The sequence below is a fragment of the Capsulimonas corticalis genome, from assembly GCF_003574315.2.
In the GTDB taxonomy this organism is placed as follows: Bacteria; Armatimonadota; Armatimonadia; order Armatimonadales; family Capsulimonadaceae; genus Capsulimonas; species Capsulimonas corticalis.
The window spans coordinates 1,422,307-1,441,154 of the sequence record NZ_AP025739.1 but is presented as its reverse complement, the minus strand read 5'-3'; the positions used below and the strand labels follow the sequence as shown (position 1 = coordinate 1,441,154).

Annotated in this window: 19 protein-coding genes; 7 read left to right on the top strand and 12 right to left on the bottom strand. The window is 62.1% G+C overall.

Annotated elements, in window-relative coordinates:
* Positions 1-52: 52 nt before the first annotated feature.
* The 3 genes from prfA to rpmE all read right to left on the bottom strand — a co-directional run bounded on the left by prfA (position 53) and on the right by rpmE (position 2,669).
* Positions 53-1,123 (bottom strand): peptide chain release factor 1, encoded by a 1,071-nt coding sequence (prfA, locus tag D5261_RS06140; protein ID WP_119325276.1) that lies wholly within the window; start codon positions 1,121-1,123, stop codon positions 53-55.
* Positions 1,124-1,297: 174 nt separating this feature from the next.
* On the bottom strand, positions 1,298-2,443 hold the full coding sequence (locus D5261_RS06135; protein WP_119325277.1) for a DUF1385 domain-containing protein: 1,146 nt from the start codon (positions 2,441-2,443) through the stop codon (positions 1,298-1,300).
* Positions 2,444-2,465: 22 nt separating this feature from the next.
* Positions 2,466-2,669: a 50S ribosomal protein L31 gene (rpmE, locus tag D5261_RS06130; protein ID WP_119325278.1), complete on the bottom strand. Its 204-nt coding sequence runs from the start codon at positions 2,667-2,669 to the stop codon at positions 2,466-2,468.
* Positions 2,670-2,800: 131 nt separating this feature from the next.
* Here rpmE and D5261_RS06125 point away from each other — a divergent pair, with 131 nt between their 5' ends.
* Entirely contained in the window at positions 2,801-3,574 is a 774-nt protein-coding gene (locus D5261_RS06125) for a phosphatase PAP2 family protein (RefSeq protein WP_125206436.1), read from the top strand.
* A gap of 7 nt (positions 3,575-3,581) precedes the next feature.
* Here the strand turns inward: D5261_RS06125 and D5261_RS06120 are convergent, their stop codons facing one another.
* The 3 genes from D5261_RS06120 to D5261_RS06110 are packed head-to-tail and all read right to left on the bottom strand — an operon-like array spanning position 3,582 to position 6,910.
* Positions 3,582-5,033 (bottom strand): DUF790 family protein, encoded by a 1,452-nt coding sequence (locus tag D5261_RS06120; protein WP_119325280.1) that lies wholly within the window; start codon positions 5,031-5,033, stop codon positions 3,582-3,584.
* 44 nt (positions 5,034-5,077) lie between these two features.
* Positions 5,078-6,364 (bottom strand): DEAD/DEAH box helicase, encoded by a 1,287-nt coding sequence (locus D5261_RS06115; protein ID WP_119325281.1) that lies wholly within the window; start codon positions 6,362-6,364, stop codon positions 5,078-5,080.
* A gap of 36 nt (positions 6,365-6,400) precedes the next feature.
* Positions 6,401-6,910, bottom strand: a complete 510-nt coding sequence (locus D5261_RS06110) for a helix-hairpin-helix domain-containing protein (RefSeq protein ID WP_165864700.1) — start codon at positions 6,908-6,910, stop codon at positions 6,401-6,403.
* 172 nt (positions 6,911-7,082) lie between these two features.
* Between D5261_RS06110 and D5261_RS06105 the strand changes: the two genes are divergently transcribed.
* Entirely contained in the window at positions 7,083-7,748 is a 666-nt protein-coding gene (locus D5261_RS06105; RefSeq protein ID WP_119325283.1) for a zinc ribbon domain-containing protein, read from the top strand.
* Between the two features lie 89 nt (positions 7,749-7,837).
* Here D5261_RS06105 and D5261_RS06100 read toward each other — a convergent pair whose 3' ends face one another.
* From D5261_RS06100 to D5261_RS06090, 3 genes are all read right to left on the bottom strand, one after another.
* Entirely contained in the window at positions 7,838-10,627 is a 2,790-nt protein-coding gene (locus tag D5261_RS06100) for a hypothetical protein (protein WP_119325284.1), read from the bottom strand.
* Positions 10,609-11,952, bottom strand: a complete 1,344-nt coding sequence (locus D5261_RS06095; protein ID WP_119325285.1) for an ATP-binding protein — start codon at positions 11,950-11,952, stop codon at positions 10,609-10,611. Before D5261_RS06095 ends, D5261_RS06100 begins: the two co-directional genes overlap by 19 nt.
* Before the next feature lie 103 nt (positions 11,953-12,055).
* Positions 12,056-12,475: an organic hydroperoxide resistance protein gene (locus D5261_RS06090; RefSeq protein WP_119325286.1), complete on the bottom strand. Its 420-nt coding sequence runs from the start codon at positions 12,473-12,475 to the stop codon at positions 12,056-12,058.
* Between the two features lie 159 nt (positions 12,476-12,634).
* Here D5261_RS06090 and D5261_RS06085 point away from each other — a divergent pair, with 159 nt between their 5' ends.
* The 5 genes from D5261_RS06085 (at position 12,635) to D5261_RS06065 (ending at position 16,481) form a co-directional block, all read left to right on the top strand.
* Positions 12,635-13,213, top strand: coding sequence for a TetR/AcrR family transcriptional regulator (locus tag D5261_RS06085; protein WP_119325287.1), 579 nt, complete (start codon positions 12,635-12,637; stop codon positions 13,211-13,213).
* A 58-nt stretch (positions 13,214-13,271) separates the two neighbouring features.
* Complete coding sequence (locus D5261_RS06080; RefSeq protein ID WP_119325348.1) at positions 13,272-13,841, top strand: helix-turn-helix domain-containing protein; 570 nt, start codon at positions 13,272-13,274, stop codon at positions 13,839-13,841.
* Between the two features lie 5 nt (positions 13,842-13,846).
* The gene (locus tag D5261_RS06075) at positions 13,847-14,422 is read left to right on the top strand and encodes an IS630 family transposase (RefSeq protein WP_301002057.1); all 576 of its coding nucleotides are present in this window, start codon (positions 13,847-13,849) and stop codon (positions 14,420-14,422) included.
* Between the two features lie 90 nt (positions 14,423-14,512).
* A complete protein-coding gene (locus D5261_RS06070; RefSeq protein WP_165864150.1) occupies positions 14,513-15,604 on the top strand; it encodes an NmrA family NAD(P)-binding protein in 1,092 nt (363 codons plus the stop codon).
* Between the two features lie 43 nt (positions 15,605-15,647).
* Positions 15,648-16,481 carry a class I SAM-dependent methyltransferase gene (locus D5261_RS06065; protein ID WP_119321159.1) on the top strand — a complete coding sequence of 278 codons (834 nt, stop codon included), beginning with the start codon at positions 15,648-15,650 and terminating at the stop codon, positions 16,479-16,481.
* A gap of 65 nt (positions 16,482-16,546) precedes the next feature.
* Here D5261_RS06065 and D5261_RS06060 read toward each other — a convergent pair whose 3' ends face one another.
* From D5261_RS06060 to D5261_RS06050, 3 genes are all read right to left on the bottom strand, one after another.
* Complete coding sequence (locus tag D5261_RS06060; RefSeq protein WP_119321158.1) at positions 16,547-17,179, bottom strand: DUF642 domain-containing protein; 633 nt, start codon at positions 17,177-17,179, stop codon at positions 16,547-16,549.
* A gap of 179 nt (positions 17,180-17,358) precedes the next feature.
* The gene (locus tag D5261_RS06055; RefSeq protein ID WP_119321157.1) at positions 17,359-17,559 is read right to left on the bottom strand and encodes a hypothetical protein; all 201 of its coding nucleotides are present in this window, start codon (positions 17,557-17,559) and stop codon (positions 17,359-17,361) included.
* Positions 17,556-18,725, bottom strand: coding sequence for a zinc-dependent alcohol dehydrogenase (locus tag D5261_RS06050; RefSeq protein WP_119321156.1), 1,170 nt, complete (start codon positions 18,723-18,725; stop codon positions 17,556-17,558). Before D5261_RS06050 ends, D5261_RS06055 begins: the two co-directional genes overlap by 4 nt.
* Between the last annotated feature and the right edge of the window lie 123 nt (positions 18,726-18,848).

Sequence of the window (18,848 nt, the reverse complement as noted above, 5' to 3'; positions counted from 1 at the left end):
GGGAAAAAGGGGGAAGCGCGCTAAAGCGCCGGGGGAATAGGGACTAACATCCCTACTCCGTCTCGTACTTCAGCTTCTCCGCCTGATCGGCGTTCACGAGCGCGTCGATCATGGTCTGGAATTCGCCGCTGAGGATGGTCGGCAGGTTGTGGATCGTCATGCCGATGCGGTGGTCGGTCATGCGGTCCTGGGGGAAGTTGTAGGTGCGGACCTTTTCACTGCGGTCGCCGGTGCCGACGATTCCCTTGCGGGTGGTGCCAAGCGATTCGGCCTGCTTCTGCTGTTCGATGTCCAGAAGGCGGGCCTTCATAACCCGGATGGCCTTTTCAAAGTTCTGGAGCTGCGAGCGCTGATCCTGGCAGGTGACGACAATGCCCGTCGGCAGGTGCGTCAGGCGGACGGCGGTTTCGTTCTTCTGAACGTTCTGGCCGCCGGCGCCCTGGCTGAGGGTATGCTCGCGCTTGATGTCGGCCATGTTGATTTCGATCTCGACATCCTCGGCTTCGGGCATCACGATGACCGTGGCCGTGCTGGTGTGCAGGCGGCCGGAGCTTTCGGTGCTGGGGACGCGCTGGACGCGGTGGACTCCGGATTCGAATTTCAGGCTGGAGTAGGCGCCCTGTCCGTTGATTTCCACAATGGCTTCTTTGTAACCGCCATTGCCGGTCTCGTTGCTGCTCATCAACGACATATCCCAGCCGCGCTTCTCGGCATAGCGCATGTACATGCGCAGCAGGTCGCCGGCGAACAGCGCCGCCTCGTCGCCACCGGCGGCGGCGCGGACTTCCAGGATGACGTTCTTGTCGTCGTTCGGGTCTTTGGGCAGCAGCATGACCTTGAGCTCGTGCTCGAGCGCGATCTTCTGCTCCTTCAGTTCGTCGAACTCCATCTGAGCCAGGTCCCGCATGTCGGAATCCAGCTGGCCGCGCAGCATCGCTTCGGTCTCTTCGAGCTGCTTTTGATTGCTGCGGAACTCGCGGAACTTGGCGACGATCTCCGTCAGATCGCTGTATTGCTTGTGGACGCGCCGATACTCGCCCATGTCGCTGACAAGGTCCGGTTCGGACATCCGCCGCTCCAGCTCTTCATAGAGCTGCTCGACTTCTAAGAGTTTTTCAAACATTTGGTGTCGCCTACAAGTGTGGCCCTCACCCCCCGGCCCCCTCTTCCAATTCTGGGAGAGGGGGAGTCAGAGAAGATTGGGATTTTAATTCTTTTGGATCTTTGATCCACATCTGAACCTTCTCCCAGAATTGGGAGAGGGGACCCGAAGGGCCGGGTGAGGGCCTCCGGGCCGCTACGCCACTTCCGCCGCCGGTTCCGCGTCCGAGGATTTCGATGCAGGACCGGATTCATGCTCCTTATCCCATACGCTCTTCAAAGAGGCGATCGAGACTTCGAGCTGACTGTCGTCGGGTACGCGCGTCGTGATATATTGGGTCCAGAGACCGGGCGCGATCATCGCCTGCGCCCACGCTTTGTCGCGATGGCTTCCCGCGAACTTCAGGATTTCAAAGGAGACGCCCGCGACAACCGGGAGCAGCAGCAATCGGAGCAGCACGCTCGTCAGGGCCGGCCCGACGCCTTCGCTGATCGCGTGACGCGGGATAATCGTGAAGACAAAGATGGCGGTGGTCAGGACGATAAAGATAAAATTCGTGCCGCAGCGCGGATGGATGCGGCTGGCCGCGCGGACATTGTCCAGCGTCAGATCTTGACCCGCCTCCAGCGTATTGATCGCCTTGTGTTCGGCGCCGTGATACTCGAATACCCGCTGCACGTGCGCGAGGCGCGCGATCAAGGCGAGGTAAACAAAGAACACCACCAGACGTATGGCGCCCTCAATCAAGCTTCCGCCGATCTGCAATCGCCATGCATGCTGGGTCGCGTGATGGTGCGGCAGGATCTGATCGGTCAGCGCGCCGGGGATCACCCAGAACAAAGCGTAGCCCAGCAGCAGCGAAATCACGGTGGTCGCGCCAATGGCGATCCCATTGATGGACTGCGGCGCGGCGGCCTTCGCGGCGGCGGCGGGCGCCAGCGGCGCCGAGCCATGACGCGCGGGCCGAATCCCGTCGCGCTCCGCAACGCCTTCGCCCAGCGCGAGATTCGCGGCGCTGGCGGCCTTGCGATCCTCGGGAGCCGATGCGGCGCCGGTCTCATCCTCCATCTGGATGTTGGCCGAGTAGGTGAGGGCCTTGATGCCCATCGCCATGGCGTCGATCAGCGCGAGCGTGCCGCGTAAAAAGGGTTTGCGCAAAAACGCCAAAAACGGCGGAACAATCTGCTCCACCGGCTCCAGCTTGACGACGATCTGCTGATCGGAACGGCGACGGCAGGCAATCGAGAAGAATCGAGGACTGCGCATCATCACGCCCTCGATCACCGCTTGCCCGCCGTACAATTGCCGCTCTTCAGGTTTTGAGAAAGAAGTGTCGCTCATAGACTTTGACGACAGGTCTTTCTTACTTCTTCATACCGTACTTGGTCAAGAACTTATCGACGCGGCCGGCGCTGTCCAGCAGCTTCTGCTTGCCCGTGAAGAACGGGTGACAATTGGAGCAGATTTCCACGTGGATATTCTCACCGGTGGAACGGGTCGGATATACGGTGCCGCATGCGCAGCTGATGGTCGTCGCTTTGTAGTTAGGATGGATACCGGGCTTCATGACATAAATCTCCTTTGAACCTGTGCTCAAACAGCTTGATATTCTACCCTATTAACAGTATGAAAGGCAATACTAGTTCCTGAGAAAATTCTAAGATAGTTTGCGGGGCTAACTTGGGTACATGGATCGATATGAATACTGATACTGACGATCATCGGCAAGATAGCAAACCCGCCAAATTTCTCACGTGGAACCTCTTGATCGGCGTCATACTGGCCATCGCGTCGTTCCACCTGTTCATGGAGGTTTTGGAAGCCGTCCAGGGCAACGGCCAGGAGACGGTGCGAATCGACCGATCTATCTTGCTGTGGCTGCACGCGCACCAGCGCCATGGCTTCACGGAGGCTGCGGAGGGCCTGGCGTTTTTAGGATCGCCGCCGTGGATTGTCACGATCGGGGCGTTGTCCGCCGTCGCCGGATTTTTTACCAAGAAAATCCGGGGCGCCGCCTGGACTCTGCCGGTCGGGATCGCGGGCGCCGGTTTGATCATTCAGCTGACAAAGGTGGAAGTCCACCGCGTTCGCCCCACGCTCTTTGCCCCTCTGCTCAAGGAAACGGGGTACTCTTTTCCATCCGGGCATTCTCTGATCGCGATGGTGGTCTATGGTCTGATCGGTTATTTCCTGATGCACTTGCTCAAAGGACGCGTCTCCAAAACCGTCGTCGCGACGCTGACGGTTCTGATCATCGTCGCCATCGGCGTTTCCCGCTCTTATGTCGGCGTGCATTACCCATCGGATGTTCTCGCCGGTTGGGCGGGCGGCTTCCCCTGGCTCGTGACGTGCATGGGCCTGCACGAGATCCTCTCTCGCCGCTACGCCAAGGCTGGCGAACCCGTTCTCGCCAAGCCGCCGCCGCTCGCGCAGGCGGTCTCCAATGCGACCGACAAGAAGCACGCGGCGTAGGCGAAGCCTACGCCGCCAGAGCGTCGCCCAGGTCCGATCCCGCGATGGCGGCGACCATCGCTTCCGAGCACAGGCCCACGCCGGGGATGTAACGCACGCGTGTGTCGCCGGCGCGGCGGATCCATTCGATCAGCGGCGATTCGTCGAGCAGATGCAGCGTGCGCTGCGCGTCGGAGGCCCGGACCATGCCCTGGGCCGCCGCGCGGTCGCAGAGCGCCAGGACATCGGCCGGCACGGATTGTCCTTCCGTCTCCTCCTCCCAGGCGTTCCCGATCATTTCTCTCGCCTGCGCGACAATCGCCGCCGCATCCACCTCGTCCGTCACGGAGACGGAGAGCACGGGGCGCATCCAGTCGCCGCCCGGCGCTTCTCCCAGCGAAAGCAGAACCTCCGAACCCTGGGGAGATGTCAGGCGCAGATCGGGCAGGAGCGCGCCCTGCGCCGTCACCGTTGGCTCGGGATTGCGCTTGATCCGCCATCCGGCCGCGTCGCCCTGAACCCGGAGCTTCAGCAGCGCCTTATGCAGCGCGTCGCCCTGCGCCATTCGCTGGCGCAGGGTCGTCTCGTCGGCGCGGCGATATTTGCCGAGCAGCGTTTGGAACGTTTCCGGCCCCAGCGACAAGCGCATCTTCTTGCTCGCCAGCGTCACATCGGCGTGTCCCGTCAAAGATTCGTGGCCGTATGTCTGCGCGATCTGCATCAGGCAGCGCGACAGTCGCCCGGCATGCCTGGGAAGCAGCGACGCCGCATCCAGATCGGCCAGCGACACCGTCGTCCCCTCATTGCCGATATGCGCCCGCACTCCCAGCGATTCCGTGAAGGCCCGCACGTCCGACGCTTCCGCCGACGAAAGATCCAGGCCGGCGACAAAGATCTCCTGCGCGCGCCGCAGCGGCGTGTCCAGACTATGGAAATTATAAAGCGCGACGATATCCTTCGCCGAGGGAACGGGGCCGATCCGCGACAGCACCTGATTCTGTTCGGCGTCCAGATGCATCAACTGATCCCACTCATACGCCGTCACGCCAAACGGCTCCGCCAGCGCCGTATAGCACTCGGCGCGGTTCTTCGTGGTCAGAAAGCCATGGTAGCGCGCATTGACTTCCTGGTATGTATGCGCCCGGATATCGCTTGGCTTTCGCAGCTCCGCCGTCGCCAGACGCGCCGCGCCCTCCGCGCCCGTCACTTGAATAAATCGCTGCGTCTCATACCGATAGTACGCGCCCAGACACGCCACAACGCCGCGCGCGATCCGGTGGTCTCCAAAGAAATCCACCATCGTCTGCGCGTCCAATTCCCCGCGTTTGCGTCCCACCAGGCCATCGAACGTCCGAATGGCGAGCTCGACTTTGGCGAGCGCCTTTTTATCGCGCATCTGGTGGGGATACAGCGTGGCGGGCGCGCCCGATGTGGACGATTTGCGGGCGGTCTTCTTGAAATCTTCGATACGAAAGGCCATGATTTTGCTTTCTCTTTAAGGGCGTCTCCGACGGAATAGGTCGCTTACGCCGCAGGGCCGCTCTCCTTCGGTTTCCTCTTCGCCGCCGTCTTCACCTCGCTTGTGCCGCGCGCTACGATCTCATATAAGCTCGCCTGTCCCGGCTTGGGACGCAGCACGCGTCCTAGTCGCTGGATATACTCGCGGGTGCTCGCGGAGCCGGACACGACGATGGCGACGTTGGCGTCGGGGACGTCCACGCCTTCGTTGAGCACGCGGCCGGTGACGATTTTTGAGTAGTGATGGCGGCGGAAGCCGTCCAGAATGGCGCGGCGTTCGTCCTGCGCGGTGCGATAGGTGATCGCGGGCAGGGCGAGCTGGCGGGAAAGATCGTGGACGAGGCTGTTCCACTCGGAAAAGACGATCACTTTGTCATCCTGATGCTTTTCGAGCAGTTCCTCGACGGCGCCCAGCTTGCGCGAGGCGTTCATGGCGAGCATGCGCGCTTCTCGATGCGCGCGCAGGGCTTCGCGGGCGGCGGGATCGTGGCCGGATTGGCGGATCAGCGCCTCGAATAAGTTGCCGCATCCGAGCAGCATCAGCTTGCGGCGGCTGGCGGCCATGTACCAGGAGTACTGGGCGGTCAATTGGTCGTAACGGACCTGCTCATCGTCGGTCAGATCGACCGGGACTCGGGTCGCCTTGTAATCGGCGATATGCTTGTCCCGCGCCAGCGCCGCCGGCTGCCGCTCGTACACCGTCGGGCCGATTAATTCGGTGAGGTCGTCGTGCCGGCCGTCGGAGCGCTCCAGCGTCGCCGACAGTCCCAGCCGAAACGGCGCGGCGCACCGGGTGGCGATCGTTCGATACGAGGCCGACGGCAGGTGGTGAGCCTCGTCGAAGACCAGCAGCCCAATGTCCGAAAGGTCCCGTCGGGGCATCGCGGCCGAATCGTAGGTGATGACCGTGACCGGCCGCCGCGTCCGAAAGCCGCCGCCGATCATGCCCACGGCGTCCGGCTCCATGCCGAAGCGCGCGCAGATCGTGTCATGCCACTGGTGCAGCAGATCGATCGTCGGCGCCACCACCAGCGTGGACACCTGCATCGCCGCAATCGCCGTCAGCGCCAGCATGGTCTTTCCCGCGCCCGTCGGCAGCACCACCATCCCCCGCGCTCCCGCCGCCGACCACGCCGCCAGCGCCTCCTGCTGGTAGGGCCGGGGAGTGACATCGAGCGGCGGCATGGGCGTTTCCAAAAGAAACGGCGCGGCGGATTCGACAAGGGATTCGTCCAGGTCTTCGGAGTCTAGGTCCGCGTTAAAGATATCGAGTTGTTCGAGAGCGTCGGACATGGGGTTCTTTCTATGGGTGAGGGCCTCCGCTCTTTCCTACGCCGCCCGCCGCGCCGGCGGCGCGTTTGTTGCGAAGGCATCATCATCAAACAGAGATAACTGGGCGATCCGCGAGGTGCGTTTCTCCCCGAATCCCCACAGGCTTTTCAGTTTTCCCGTGCGCGCGGCGTGAACGACGTCGTCGGCGGTTTCGGCGCCGAGGGCTTCGTGCAGATGCTGGGCGGTGCGCGGGCCGACGCCGGGAAGCTCCATCAGCGCCTCCATGTAAGGCGGCAGGTCCTCGCAGAGCTCGTGAAAGTATTGCAGCTCGCCGGTGGTCGCCAGTTCGCGCAGTTTGAGCTGCAAGCGCTCGCCCAGCTCCCACTTGCGATGAGCGATGCGCGCTTTGTCATTCGGTCCGCCGAGGATCGCGGCGGCGTTGGCTCGGCCGCGCAAAAGAGCGCGGGCTCCGCGTTCGTAGGCGCGGATTCGATAAGGGTTGTCTTCCCGGTCGCGCAGAAGCGTCGCGATGTTGAACAGCATCGCCGCCATGTCGCGATTGGTCATTTTATGCGGTTTTTGCGTTATCGAACACATGTTCATATTATACCCGATAACGACAGTAAATAACACACTCTTGTTTTTGAATTCTCTTGACATAGACGCCGATCAAGCGCTATAATGCGAGGAAATTCACAGGGTTTGGACGAGGTGGATCCGAGGAGAGGAATTCCGAGTATTGACTACCGCCCGCCGCTGTCCGCGATGCCAGAGCGAGTATCCCGAGGGGGCGCGTTTCTGTCCGTCCTGCGCGCAAGCCTTGACGCCCGACGCGATGGAATATCCAATGTCGGCGCTGGAGATTGCCGTCAACCGAGTGCGGGGGCTGCTGCTGCCCGCGCTGGTGTTTACCGTCGCCGTGCTCGGCATCGCCGTGATGGTGCTCGCCACCCGCCTGGAGCGCGCCAATCACCAGGCTGCCGCCGCCATCGCCGCTCCGCCGGCGCGGACGTTCCCGGTTTCCACATCCCCCGCCGTGGCCTCCGCGTTTCCGGACGATGTCGCCGCCTACCTGACCTTTCTTCAAAAGATCGAGCAGGACCGGGTGGCGCTGGTGCGCCGCAAGGAGGCGCTGAGCGCCCCCCCGTCTCCCGCCAATGCGTCTGAACCGCCCCCCGCCGATCCCGCCGCCGACTGGCTGATCCTTGTCCGCGACTTCCACACGCAGCCCATTCCGGAACCGTGCAATCCGCTCGCCGCCGAATATGGCGGACTCCTGAACACCACAAGCTCCGGCAGCGATACCACCGCCCTGGACGCCGTTGCGGCCCGCGCCGACGGCGAACTCGCCAAACTCGCCCAGCGGTACGGCGCGCCCGCGCCGTTTAAGATTGGCGAGAAGTAAAGACGCTCCCGGCCCCCAATAGGGCTCAGGATATCTTTTCCAGTCCCCAGAATTGGGGTGGAGGGGTAATCGTATTCCGAGGCCGCATCTTAACGCGGGATGCTGTCGCCGAAGGCGATGTCGCGGTCGCGCAGGCGCTGGAGGCGCCAGAGGCCGTAGGCGCTGGCGAGGGCGGTGAGGGGGATGGCGGCCGCGACTCCGGTCAGGAGATAGGCGGTCATGCGCTTCCAGGAGGGATCGATCGCCTGGTATTGATCGGCGAAGACAAAGTATTCCAGGTAAAGAACGCCGCCGATCGCCAGCAGGCTCAGCAGGATCGACATGCCTTTCCAGTTAGGCGCCTTGATTAAGTGAGTCGCCATGGCCCCGCCGGCGGCGGCGGTGAAGGTCAGGAGCGAGGCGGCGAAGACCTGCCCCACGATCCAGGCCACGAGCGCCGGGCCGAGATCGACGGTGTAGGCGGCTTCCAGGTTGAGAAGGAGCAGGACCGCGCTCCAGCCGACCCATTGCAGGCCCGCGAGCGCGCACTGCCCCAGCAGCATCCCCCAAAAGATCTGGCGCGTCTTCAGCGGCGTCAGCAGGATCGCTCCCAGAACGCCGCGCTGCTGATCGCGCTGAAGCATCGCCTCCGTTACCGGCGCCAGGCGCAGCAGATTGGTGTAGATCTGGATCGTCATGACGCCGCCCGCAAGCGCCACAAACGCCAGGGGCGTGGCGAGGGTCGCGCTCATGCCCGGGACATCGAAAAACCGGAACCAGCCCAGGCCGCTGGCGGTAACTCCCACCATATCAGGATAGACGACGGTCGCCGCCTGAAGCGCCAGCACGATAAAGGGCGTCAACTGGAGCCACTGGAACCAGGCGCCGGACCGGGTCTGCGCGCGCACTTCGCGGATGAACAGCGGGTTGTCCACGCGCTTCGTGATCCAGGCCATCAAGGCGGCGGTTCGCTCGGCGTTCGTTACGGGAGCGCTGCGGACCGGCGGTTTTTGCGGCGCGACGGCCAACGCGTCGGCCGCGCCCGTGAGAGTGGCTTCGGCGCGCGGCGCCGTCGCCGGCGCGCGCTGCAGCGAATAGGCGATCCGAAGAAAGAGAAGCCCCGCGACGGTCGGCGCCGCCGCGGCTTCGAAGAACGAGATCTGATCCACAAACGGCCAGCCGGGCGCGCGGAGCAGTCCAATCGAAGTCGAGAGCAGCCAGTTTTGCGCGCAGGGGAAGAGCATCAGCCAAACGCCAAGCGGGCTGAGCGCGGCGATGTGAACGGCGGGTCCGGACAGCCAGATCGCGCTGAGCGGCGCCAGCGGCATTCCCAGCAGCAGAAGCCATTGCGGCAGCGCGGCAATCTTTCGCCGGGTGACAAAGACACTGAACAGCGCTTTCGCCCCCACGCCGTAAGTGAGTATGGCGACGGCGGCGAGCGCGAGATTTCCCAGTGTCTTCCCCGTCGCCATCGTGAACGGCGAATCCCAAGCGAGCAGGCACACCGCGCCGAACAGCAGCAGCGCCGCCTTCAGCGGCCGGATTACCCGTCTCATCGCGCGCCGCGCGACAAGACGCGGCGTCACCAGCCGCTTTGTTTTGCGCGACATCGTGTGCATTGCCGCCGAGCGTCCATACATCGCCAGCAGCGACAATCCGCAGAATATCGTCAGCAGCCCCGCCTCATCCCATCCTGCGCCCGAAGCGCGCCCCAGCACGGCGGCGGCGTCGCCGCTGACGATCGAAATCCGCCAGGCGTATCCCACGATGCAGAGCAGCAGGATCCGCCGCCGCCAGAGGGCGATCGCGGCGTGACGGCGGAAGATGGGAGTGCGGACGATCTCGGAAGTCGTGGAGGCGGTCAGAGACGCCGCCGTCGACAGCATCGCCGAGATCTTTCCCGCGAAGGTCAGCGGCAGGAGATAGACCAATGTCGGGAGCGAAATTTGGTAGAACGGCAAAGGCTGAAGCAGCAGCTTGACCAGCGTATAGGGCCAGGTCACGACGACCAGCATCTGGATCGGGCCGTGCGGCATGGCGAGGGGCGCCGTCAAATGGGCGATGACGTTGCCCGTGGGCAGGCGCGACCAAAAGATGGAGAGATAAAAGAACCAGAAGAAGCCGACGCCCGATCCGGTGAACGCCTGCTGCCGGTCCGGCCGCCCCTGCTGCGCCTTGGCGAGCAGGGCTGCCTGCTCCGGGGACGCGCCGCCCGCAAGCGCCGGCAGCGTGTATGTCGGCGGAGCAAAGGCCAGCGCCGCAAGCAGGAGGTACAGGGAAAGGATGTCCGTCGCCTCCATTCCCCCGAGCTGCATCAAAAGCACATAGATCGGAAGGGCCGACAGGGACACCAGCAGGGCGACGATGGTCGGGCCGGTCGTCATCGCGAGCAGCATTTCCGCCGGACGCATCGGCGTGCTGAGCAGCCCGTCGAGCGTCTGCCGCCTCGCCTCCACGATCAGTGAGGGCGACACGACGCTGCGTACGGACATCACGGCGATGATCTGGATGAACGGCAGGATCATTGCGACCAGGCCAAAGGCGGGAACGCCGAGCATGGAGCGCGAGAACGCGTTGATCGGGCGCGGGAACTGGTGGATGAGGTAAAGGCAGGCGAGAAAGATCCCGCCCATAATCACGATGAGCGTGAACATGCGCCAGAAGATCGTCGCGCGCCGAGACTCCCCGCGCACCGTGCGATGCAGAAACGGGTTGTCTCGCCACCACAACGGCGGCGCGTCCCGCCGCCCCCGCCGCTCCATGGGCAATCCAAAGTCGGCGGCGACGGCGCGGGCCATCCAGAGAGTGCGCTGAAGCCAGCGCAAGGCGCGGCGCAGAGGTAGGCTCATAGGGTTCGGGGCGGCGCCATTCGATCCGCGCGTCAGGCGAACATCTTCCACGGGTTGGGCGCTTCGTCATCGGCGGGCGGCGTGAAGTTGGTCAGGGCCTCGTCGAAGTCTTCCTTGGTCAGAATACGCCGGGTCTCCGGATGGGCTTCCGAGAGGCGGATGAGCGCCTGCAAACCGGCTTCGTTGACGATCGCCTTGATGTTGGCGCCGCTGTAGCCTTCCGTGCGCGTCGCCAGCTCGTCCAGATCCACATCCTCCGCGAGCTTCGCGCCCGCCGTGCTCAGGCCGAAGAGGGCGCGGCGGCTCTCCAGGTCGGGCAGGGGAATCTCGATCTCGCGGGACAGGCGCCCGCCGCGCAGCAGGGCGGCGTCGAGCATGTCCCGTCGATTGGTGGCGCCCACCACGAAGATTCGCTTGTTCTTGACCAGACCGTCCATCTCATGCAGAAATTGGTTCACGACCTTGTCGCTGTACTGGTTGACGCCGCCCGAGCGCGAGGGCAGCAGGGCGTCGATCTCGTCCAGGAAGATGATGGCGGGAGACTTGGCGCGGGCTTCGTCGAAGATGCGCTTGACGGCCTTTTCGCTTTCGCCCAGCCACATCGAGTTGATCTCGGCGGGACTGGTGGCGATAAAGTGACAGTGCGCTTCATGCGCCAGCACCCGGGCGATGGTGGTCTTGCCGGTCCCGGGAGGGCCGTAGAGCAGCAGCCCCGTGGGCGGCTCGATCCCAAGATCGCGCGAAAGGCTCGGGTTCTCCAGCAGCAATTGCATCTGCTTGAGCTCGCGCTTGGTGCGCTGGGGCAGAATGACATCGTTCCAGGTCAGCTTGCCGTGGCCGGTCGGACCGCCGTCGCGCTCCGCCTCGCGCGTCGCCGCCGCTTCAAACGCCGCCGCTCGCTCTTGATACTGCGTGTCGCCCGGCTGGAGCAGCGCCGCCTGATTGGCCGCCTCCGCCGCCGCTTCGGTCTGTCCCAGGTAGCGCAGCGAAAGCGCCAGCGCATGGTGGAAGCGCGGATCGTTCGGATCGCGCTGGACTGCCGCGCGCAGCGCCGTCACGGATTCCCGGAACGCCTCGCGGTACTGGAGGATCCAGTCGGTCTGGCCGATCGCCTTCGAGGCCGCCACAACGCCCAGGCCCAGGACCGACGCGGCGAGGTCGCCGATGCCGTTTTTCCCGCCGCGCTCGCGCATCGACGGCGGCAGGATCCGTTCGCCGCGCTGCTGGTAGGTCAATCCCAGCTGGAACGGCCCTTCGGCCTCCTCGGGAAACCGCGCGATCGCCGCCTCAAAGGCGGCGATCGCGCCGGGAAACTCACCCTTTTCGCGATATTGAATCCCCGCGATAAAGGCGGGGTCCTGGATAATCTGGCTCATGCACAGATTATACCCACCGGGGGCGCTTGCAGGTTGCGGTCCGATGGATCGTGGAAAACCGCGTCTCTTACGAATCCGCTGTATACGATGCGGTTGGGACACATTACGCTAGTGTCAGCTCGACGAGAATGTTATTCCGAGTGGCGTTGGAGTAAGGACAGACTTGATGCGCTTCCTCGATCAGGTTTTGCGCGACTTCTGGCTCCAGATCCGGCAGCGAAATGGTGAGATGGACGGCGAGGCCAAAGCCGGGGCCGGTTTCGCTCGGGCCGATGCCCACCTGGGCGGTCACGGAGGCGCTGGTGATCGGAATCTTTTTGCCCCGAGCGACGTGCCGCATCGCGCTTTCAAAGCAGGCCGCGTAGCCCGCCGCAAAGAGCTGCTCCGGATTCGTGCCCGCGCCGCCGGGGCCGCCCAGCTCTTTGGGGAGCGCCAGCGCGACATCCAGGTTGCCGTCCGAGCTCTGCGCGTGTCCTTCTCGGCCTCCGGTGGCCGTGGCCGTCGCCGTGTACAATATCGCCATGGGATTCTCTCCTTATGCGGCTGGTGGTGTGTTTGGCCGGCCGCCCAAGGAGAGAACATCGGCGTACACGGATTTGTTCCGGGCGTAAAACACGGAAATAGGGCTTGACAAAAGCTGCGTTTTAAAATATGATGATCATCATATTTTAAAGATCGAACAATGCGCTACAAACCGAAACACAAAGAAGAGACTCATCAGCGAATCGTAGACGCCGCGTCGAAGGAATTTCGCGCGCACGGATTTGAGGGGGTGGGGATCGCCAAGCTCATGCGGGCTCTGGGCCTGACGCATGGCGGATTTTACGCCCACTTCGCCGACAAGGAAGATCTGGTGGATGAGGCGCTCGCTTTCGCGATGGACCAGAGTCTGGAGAACATGCTTTCCGCTTTGAAAGCGGGCGGCTACCCGGCAATGTTTGAATATTATCTGAGCGAGATGCATCGGGACCATCCGGCTTTCGGATGCCCGCTGCCGGCGCTCGCCGCCGAAGTGTCCCGCCGTCCGCCATCGTCGCGCGGGGCCTTTACGAAAAAACTTGTCGAGATTCAAAATGATCTCGCGGAGCGAATTCCTGGAAAGACACCCGAGCGCCGACTCGAGAAGGCCAGCGTTGTGCTTGCCTCCATGGCCGGGGCGGTTTCACTGGCGCGCGCGGTATCTGACCCGGTGCTCAGTCAGTCCATTCTTCGTTCGACTCAGGAGCATTTGCTCCGCCTTATTGAGGCTGCCGACGATTAAGTGGTTCATCTCGTAACTGATGGGGTAGGAAATCTCTAGCCATTGCTGGAGGTGCCCCATGTACCTAAAACTGCGTGACCTTACCGCCGAAGAACGAACGACACTGGATCGGATCGCTCGCTCGCGCACCGAAGCCGTTCGCTTAGTGGAACGCGCCAAAATGATCTTGGCGATAAATGAGGGTCAGAGTGGTCCCGAAATCGCACGGCAATTCGGCTGTGACGCCGATAAAGTCTATCGCTGGGTCCATCGGTTTTACGATCAAGGACTGGATGGGCTGCAGGACAAGCGGCGCAGTGGGCGGCCACGCATTTACACGCCTGATCAGTATGCCGAAGTCATTGGAACTGCTCTGACCAGTCCACAAGAGTTACATCTGCCCTTTGCCAGTTGGACGTTAGACCGCTTGGCGGCCTATCTCAAAGAGCAAAAGAACATTGCGATGGGGCGTAACCGTATCGATCAGATTTTGATTGCCGAAGGACTGCTTTTGATTGCCGAAGGACTGCGCTGGCAAACTCAGGAAAGCTGGTTTAGTGTCAAGACCGATCCCGATTTTAAGGCAAAAAGGGGGCGCTCGAAGCACTCTACCAGCAAGTCCCTGAAGATGCCGTTGTCGTCTGTTTAGACGAGATGGGTCCCGAAGCCGCCAAAACTTATCCTGGCAAACAACTGGTTCGAACGCCACAGGTCGGCGACGCGGCCATTCGCGCCAAATACGAAGCTGATTATGGCCGTCGCGGGAAGGGCTACTTCTTTGGAGCCTTCATCCCTGCCACAGGCCAGGCGTTCACCGCACCCTACGAACGGCGTACAGGCGAGAACTGGGTCTGTTTTCTCGAACAGGTTGATCAATGGGAGCCTTGCCAGGGCAAGCGCGTCCTCGCCATTACGGACAATCTTGGTTCGCATTTGGGCACGGATGCCCAGCTCTTTTCTGCGGAACACGCGCACTGGGAATTTGTTTTCACGCCAAAATACGCGCCGTACCTGAACCTGATCGAGCCCTGGTGGAAAATCCTACGCTCGCTGGCGCTCAAAGGACGCCGCTTCGAAACCTTTGAGCAAATATGCACAGCGGTCGAAGCGGCGACCGATTACTGGAACCATCATCGACACCCATTTCAGTGGGGACATCGACGGCGGCATTTACATCACAGGCAGCCAGGCATAGCGCAAACACCGACTGCCGTAGCAATTACGAGATGAACCATTAAGAGACGATACGAAACTCGTCTCTTTTTTTTGACGAGATAGTATGATAATCATCATACTATGAAATATCCAAGGAGACCACTGATGAACAACCCAAGAATCCTCGTCCTATCCGCCGCCGGCAAGACCGGCCTTCCTACCGCCATTCAGCTTTTAGGAGACGGCTTTCCCGTCACGGCGTTTGTTCGTCAGGAGGACAAGCGCAGCGAGCTTCTGAAATCTCGAGGCGCGGACATCATCGCCGGCTCGGTCACGGATATGGCCGATATGAGACGAGCCATGGAGGGGGCGCGGCGCGCCTACTTTTGCGCGCCGCTGGAGGAAGGATACCTCACGGCCGGAGCCGTCTTTACGGCGGCCGCCGCCGAGCAGGGGCTGGAATCCCTGGTGGTTATGAGCCAGTGGCTCTCTCACCCGAGCCACCCCACTGTCCATACACGGGAGTGCTGGCTCACCGACCGGATGCTGGCGCTGCTGCCGGGGACCGGTGTGACCACAATCAACGTCGGTTTTTTTGCGGACAACGATATGGCGCAGCTTCCGTTCGCGGCGCAGTTCGGAATATTGCCTCTTCCCTATGGGACCGGCCTCAATGCTCCGCCCTCCAATGAAGACATCGCACGCGTGATCGCCGCCGTGCTTGCCCGGCCGGAGGGACACTCGGGGCAAACATACCGTCCGACTGGCTCCACGCTCTTGTCCCCGCCGGACATCGCCGCCATTGTCGGCAAGGTGCTTGGACGATCGGTCCGATATGTGGACGCGCCGGCATGGATGGTTGCCCGCGTCTTGAAGGGAGCGGGCTATTCCGAGTACGCCATCACCCAGATCTTGCAGTATGCGCGGGAATATCAGCAGGGAGCGTTCGCCATGAACGCGCCGACCGATGTGGTTCGCAAAATTACTGGCCGCGAGCCGGAAAATTACGAGACGATTGTCCGGCGTTACGCCGCGAAGACGGCGGACGCCAAGCCCAGCCTCGGCGCCGCATGGAGGCTGATAACTCGCATGGCCGGAACAATGCTTTCGCCTGCCCCGAACACAATCCGCCATCTCCACTCTGGAGACTTCTCCGCCCAGACGCACATCACCTTCAGCGCGGACTCTTCCGAATGGCGCCAAATCCATGATTTTCCTGCGTCAACAACACGGGCGTCGCTGGTCCAGACGGGTTAAAGCTTAGACGCAGCATTCACATCAAACACTTAAGGAGAAGAATATGAACACAGCAATCCACGAAGCCGGGCCTTTCCATCAGTTTAAGGCGAGGCAGCGTGACATATGGGGCGGTTTCGGGGCGAATGAGAGCTTCACGACGGTGGCCGCCGGCGTGCTGGTCGCGTTCGCCAGGGTTCGGGCTGGGGAGACCGTGCTCGATGTCGGTTGCGGAACGGGCGTCGTCGCCGTTGCGGCGGCGCGCGCCGCCGCTCATGCGAAAGGGCTGGATCTGACGCCGATTTTGCTGGAGCGTGCGCGTGAGAATGCATTGATTGCCGGAGTCGACATCGAATTTACTGAGGGGGACGCGGAGGCGCTTCCCTATGCCGACGCGTCGTTCGATGTCGTGCTGAGCCAATTCGGTCATATGTTCGCGCCACGACCCGAGGTCGCGACCGCCGAGATGCTGCGAGTCCTGAAGCCTGGGGGCCGTATCGCCTTCACGACCTGGCCGCCCGAACACGTGATGGGACAGTTCTTCACGCTTATCGGACGGAACATGCCCGCGCCGCCTTCGGGCGCGCCTGTCCCTGCCCCGCCGGTGCTCTGGGGCGATCCCGGCATCGTGCGAGAGCGTTTGGGCGACCGGGTGTTCGATCTCCGGTTTGGGCGTTCGACGATGGACATTCCCGCCTTGAGCGCGAACCATGCGCAGCTTGCCTTTGAGAGCAGTTTCGGGCCTCTCAAGATGCTGCTTGCGAGTTTGGAGCAGAATCAGCCGGAACGCGCCGCTTCCGTCCGCGCGGAGATTGTCCATCTGGTGAATGAGAATATGGAGGGCAGCGTGCTGCGTCAGATCTACCTGATGTCGTGCGCGACCAAGAACGCTTGGTAAACGGACATAAAGAAGGGACTAACCCGTGGGTTAGTCCCTCCAAAGCGTTGCCGGGAAATTTGTGATTACGCCATCACGGACTTGCGGCGGCGCAGGCCGAGCGCGGCGAGGGCGACGCCGCCGATCAGGAAGCTGGCGACCGTGCTGGGTTCGGGAACGGCGGCGACGCTGACGTGGTCGATGTATGTTCCCAGGCTGTTGGATGCGCCCAGGTCGGAGAACTGGACCGTCGAGGTCGAACCATGCGCCACCAGATCGTAGGTGTAGGTCTTCCAGTGGGTGTCGCCCTGGCCGGAGCCGTTGGCGGTCAATTTGGAGACGGACGCGCCGTTCCAGTTGACGCCCAGGATATTATCGGAGAGGCCGGTGCCGGGACGGGCCGAGAAGGCGAAGGTCAGCTGGTAGTGCTTGCCGGCCGTCGTGTTGATCGTCTGCATGATCGACGAAGACGCGTCGCTGTCCAGTTCGACGAACTGGAAGCCGTCCGCCGCCTTGCCGACGATGTTGTTCTGGATCTCGATCTTGCTTCCCGACGCCAGCGTCCAGCCGGGGATGGAGTTGTAAAGAGAATAAGAGCCGGGGTTGATGCTCGGGGCTTCGAAGCTGCCGTTCGTGATCAGGTTCTCGGCGTGGGCGGTGGTCATCCCGGAGAAAGCGGCGGTGACGGCGAAGGCGGCGATCGCGATATTCTTAAACATGGTGATAAAATTTCTTTCTGCGAATAATAGTCGGTGAGCAAATGAAGCGGGTTTCGTTTGCTGCGTGACGTTACTTTAGCAGATAAGATTTTTTACACCAATGGCATTCTTACTGGTTTCCGCAAGAGAAACACGAGATCGTTGATGAAACCAGTAAGGTGAACAGTAAGTTTCGCGCGCTAACCCGGCAAAGCGATCAGTGCCTCGAAGTGGACCAGAAGATCGGCGGAGTCGTCGTAGATCGCCACGGCGCCCTGGAGGTCGCCGTCCTTCCAGCCGCCGCCGCGAACGGCGACCGTGCGGACATTCGCTTTTCCGGCGGCGACGATGTCGTACGGCGCGCCGTCGATGTCGAAGATTATTCCTCGGAGTGTTGTCAAGGCGTCAAAACCACCTTAATGCACTTGTCGCGCTTCTCCTTGAACATCGAATACCCCTCGGGCGCCTGCTCCAGCGGCAGCCGATGCGTGATGATAAACGACGGGTCCAGCTCGCCCTTCTGGATGCGCTCCAGCAGAGGATTCAAATAACGCTGCACGTGTGTCTGTCCCCCCGTAATGTTCAGACCCTTGGAGAAGGCCGCGCCCATCGGAAAGGCGTCGATGATGCCGCCGTAAACGCCGACGACCGAGAGCGATCCCCCCTTGCGGCACGCCATCACCATTTCGCGCAGAACATGAATCCGGTCCGACGCGAGACGCATCACCTGCTTGGTCTTGTCCATTACGGCGTCCACGCTCGTCCCATGCGCTTCCAGCCCTACCGAGTCCATACATCCGTCGGGCCCGCGTCCGCCGGTCATCTCTTTCAAAGTCGCCGTGACGTTGTCGACCTTCGTATAATCGATCACTTCCGCGCCGGACTGGCGTGCCAGCTCCAGCCGCTCGGGAATATGGTCCAGCGCGATCACGCGTCCCGCGCCCTGCAAAAACGCGCACTTGATGGCGAGCTGCGCCACCGGGCCGCAGCCCCAGATCGCGAGCGTTCCGCCCGGCTTGATATGCGCGTTCTCGACGCCCATCCACGCCGTCGGCAGAATATCGCTCAGGAACAGCACCTGCTCGTTCGAAAGATCGCTCTCGATCTTGATCGGGCCGACATCGGCGTACGGCACGCGGGCGTACTGCGCCTGACCTCCGGCGTAACCGCCAAACAGGTGCGAATAGCCGTAAAGCGCGGCTGTGGAGGCCCCATAAACTTCCTCCTGCATTGCGGCGTTCGGATTCGAGTTGTCGCAAAGCGAAAAAAGCGTGTCCTCGCAATACGAGCAGTGGCCGCAGGAGATGGTGAAGGGGACGACCACCCGGTCGCCCTTCTTCAAATTCTTGACTTCGCCGCCGACTTCGACGATCTCGCCCATAAACTCATGGCCGAGGATATCGCCGCGCTCCATGGTTGGGATAAAGCCGTTATAGATATGCAGGTCCGACCCGCAAATCGCCGTCGCCGTGATCTTAACGATGGCGTCGCGCGGGTTGAGAATTTTGGGGTCCGGGACGGTGTCCACGCGGACATCATTTTTGCCGTGCCAGCAGAGTGCTCTCATTTAATCGTTCCTTGCTTGGAAATATCAGAAAGACGCCCCCGGCCCCCACAGATCATGAGTGTAGTTTTCTGTATTCATGTCGCCAGCATCGTATTATCGGGTGGCATGCCGGCGAAAAGCCGC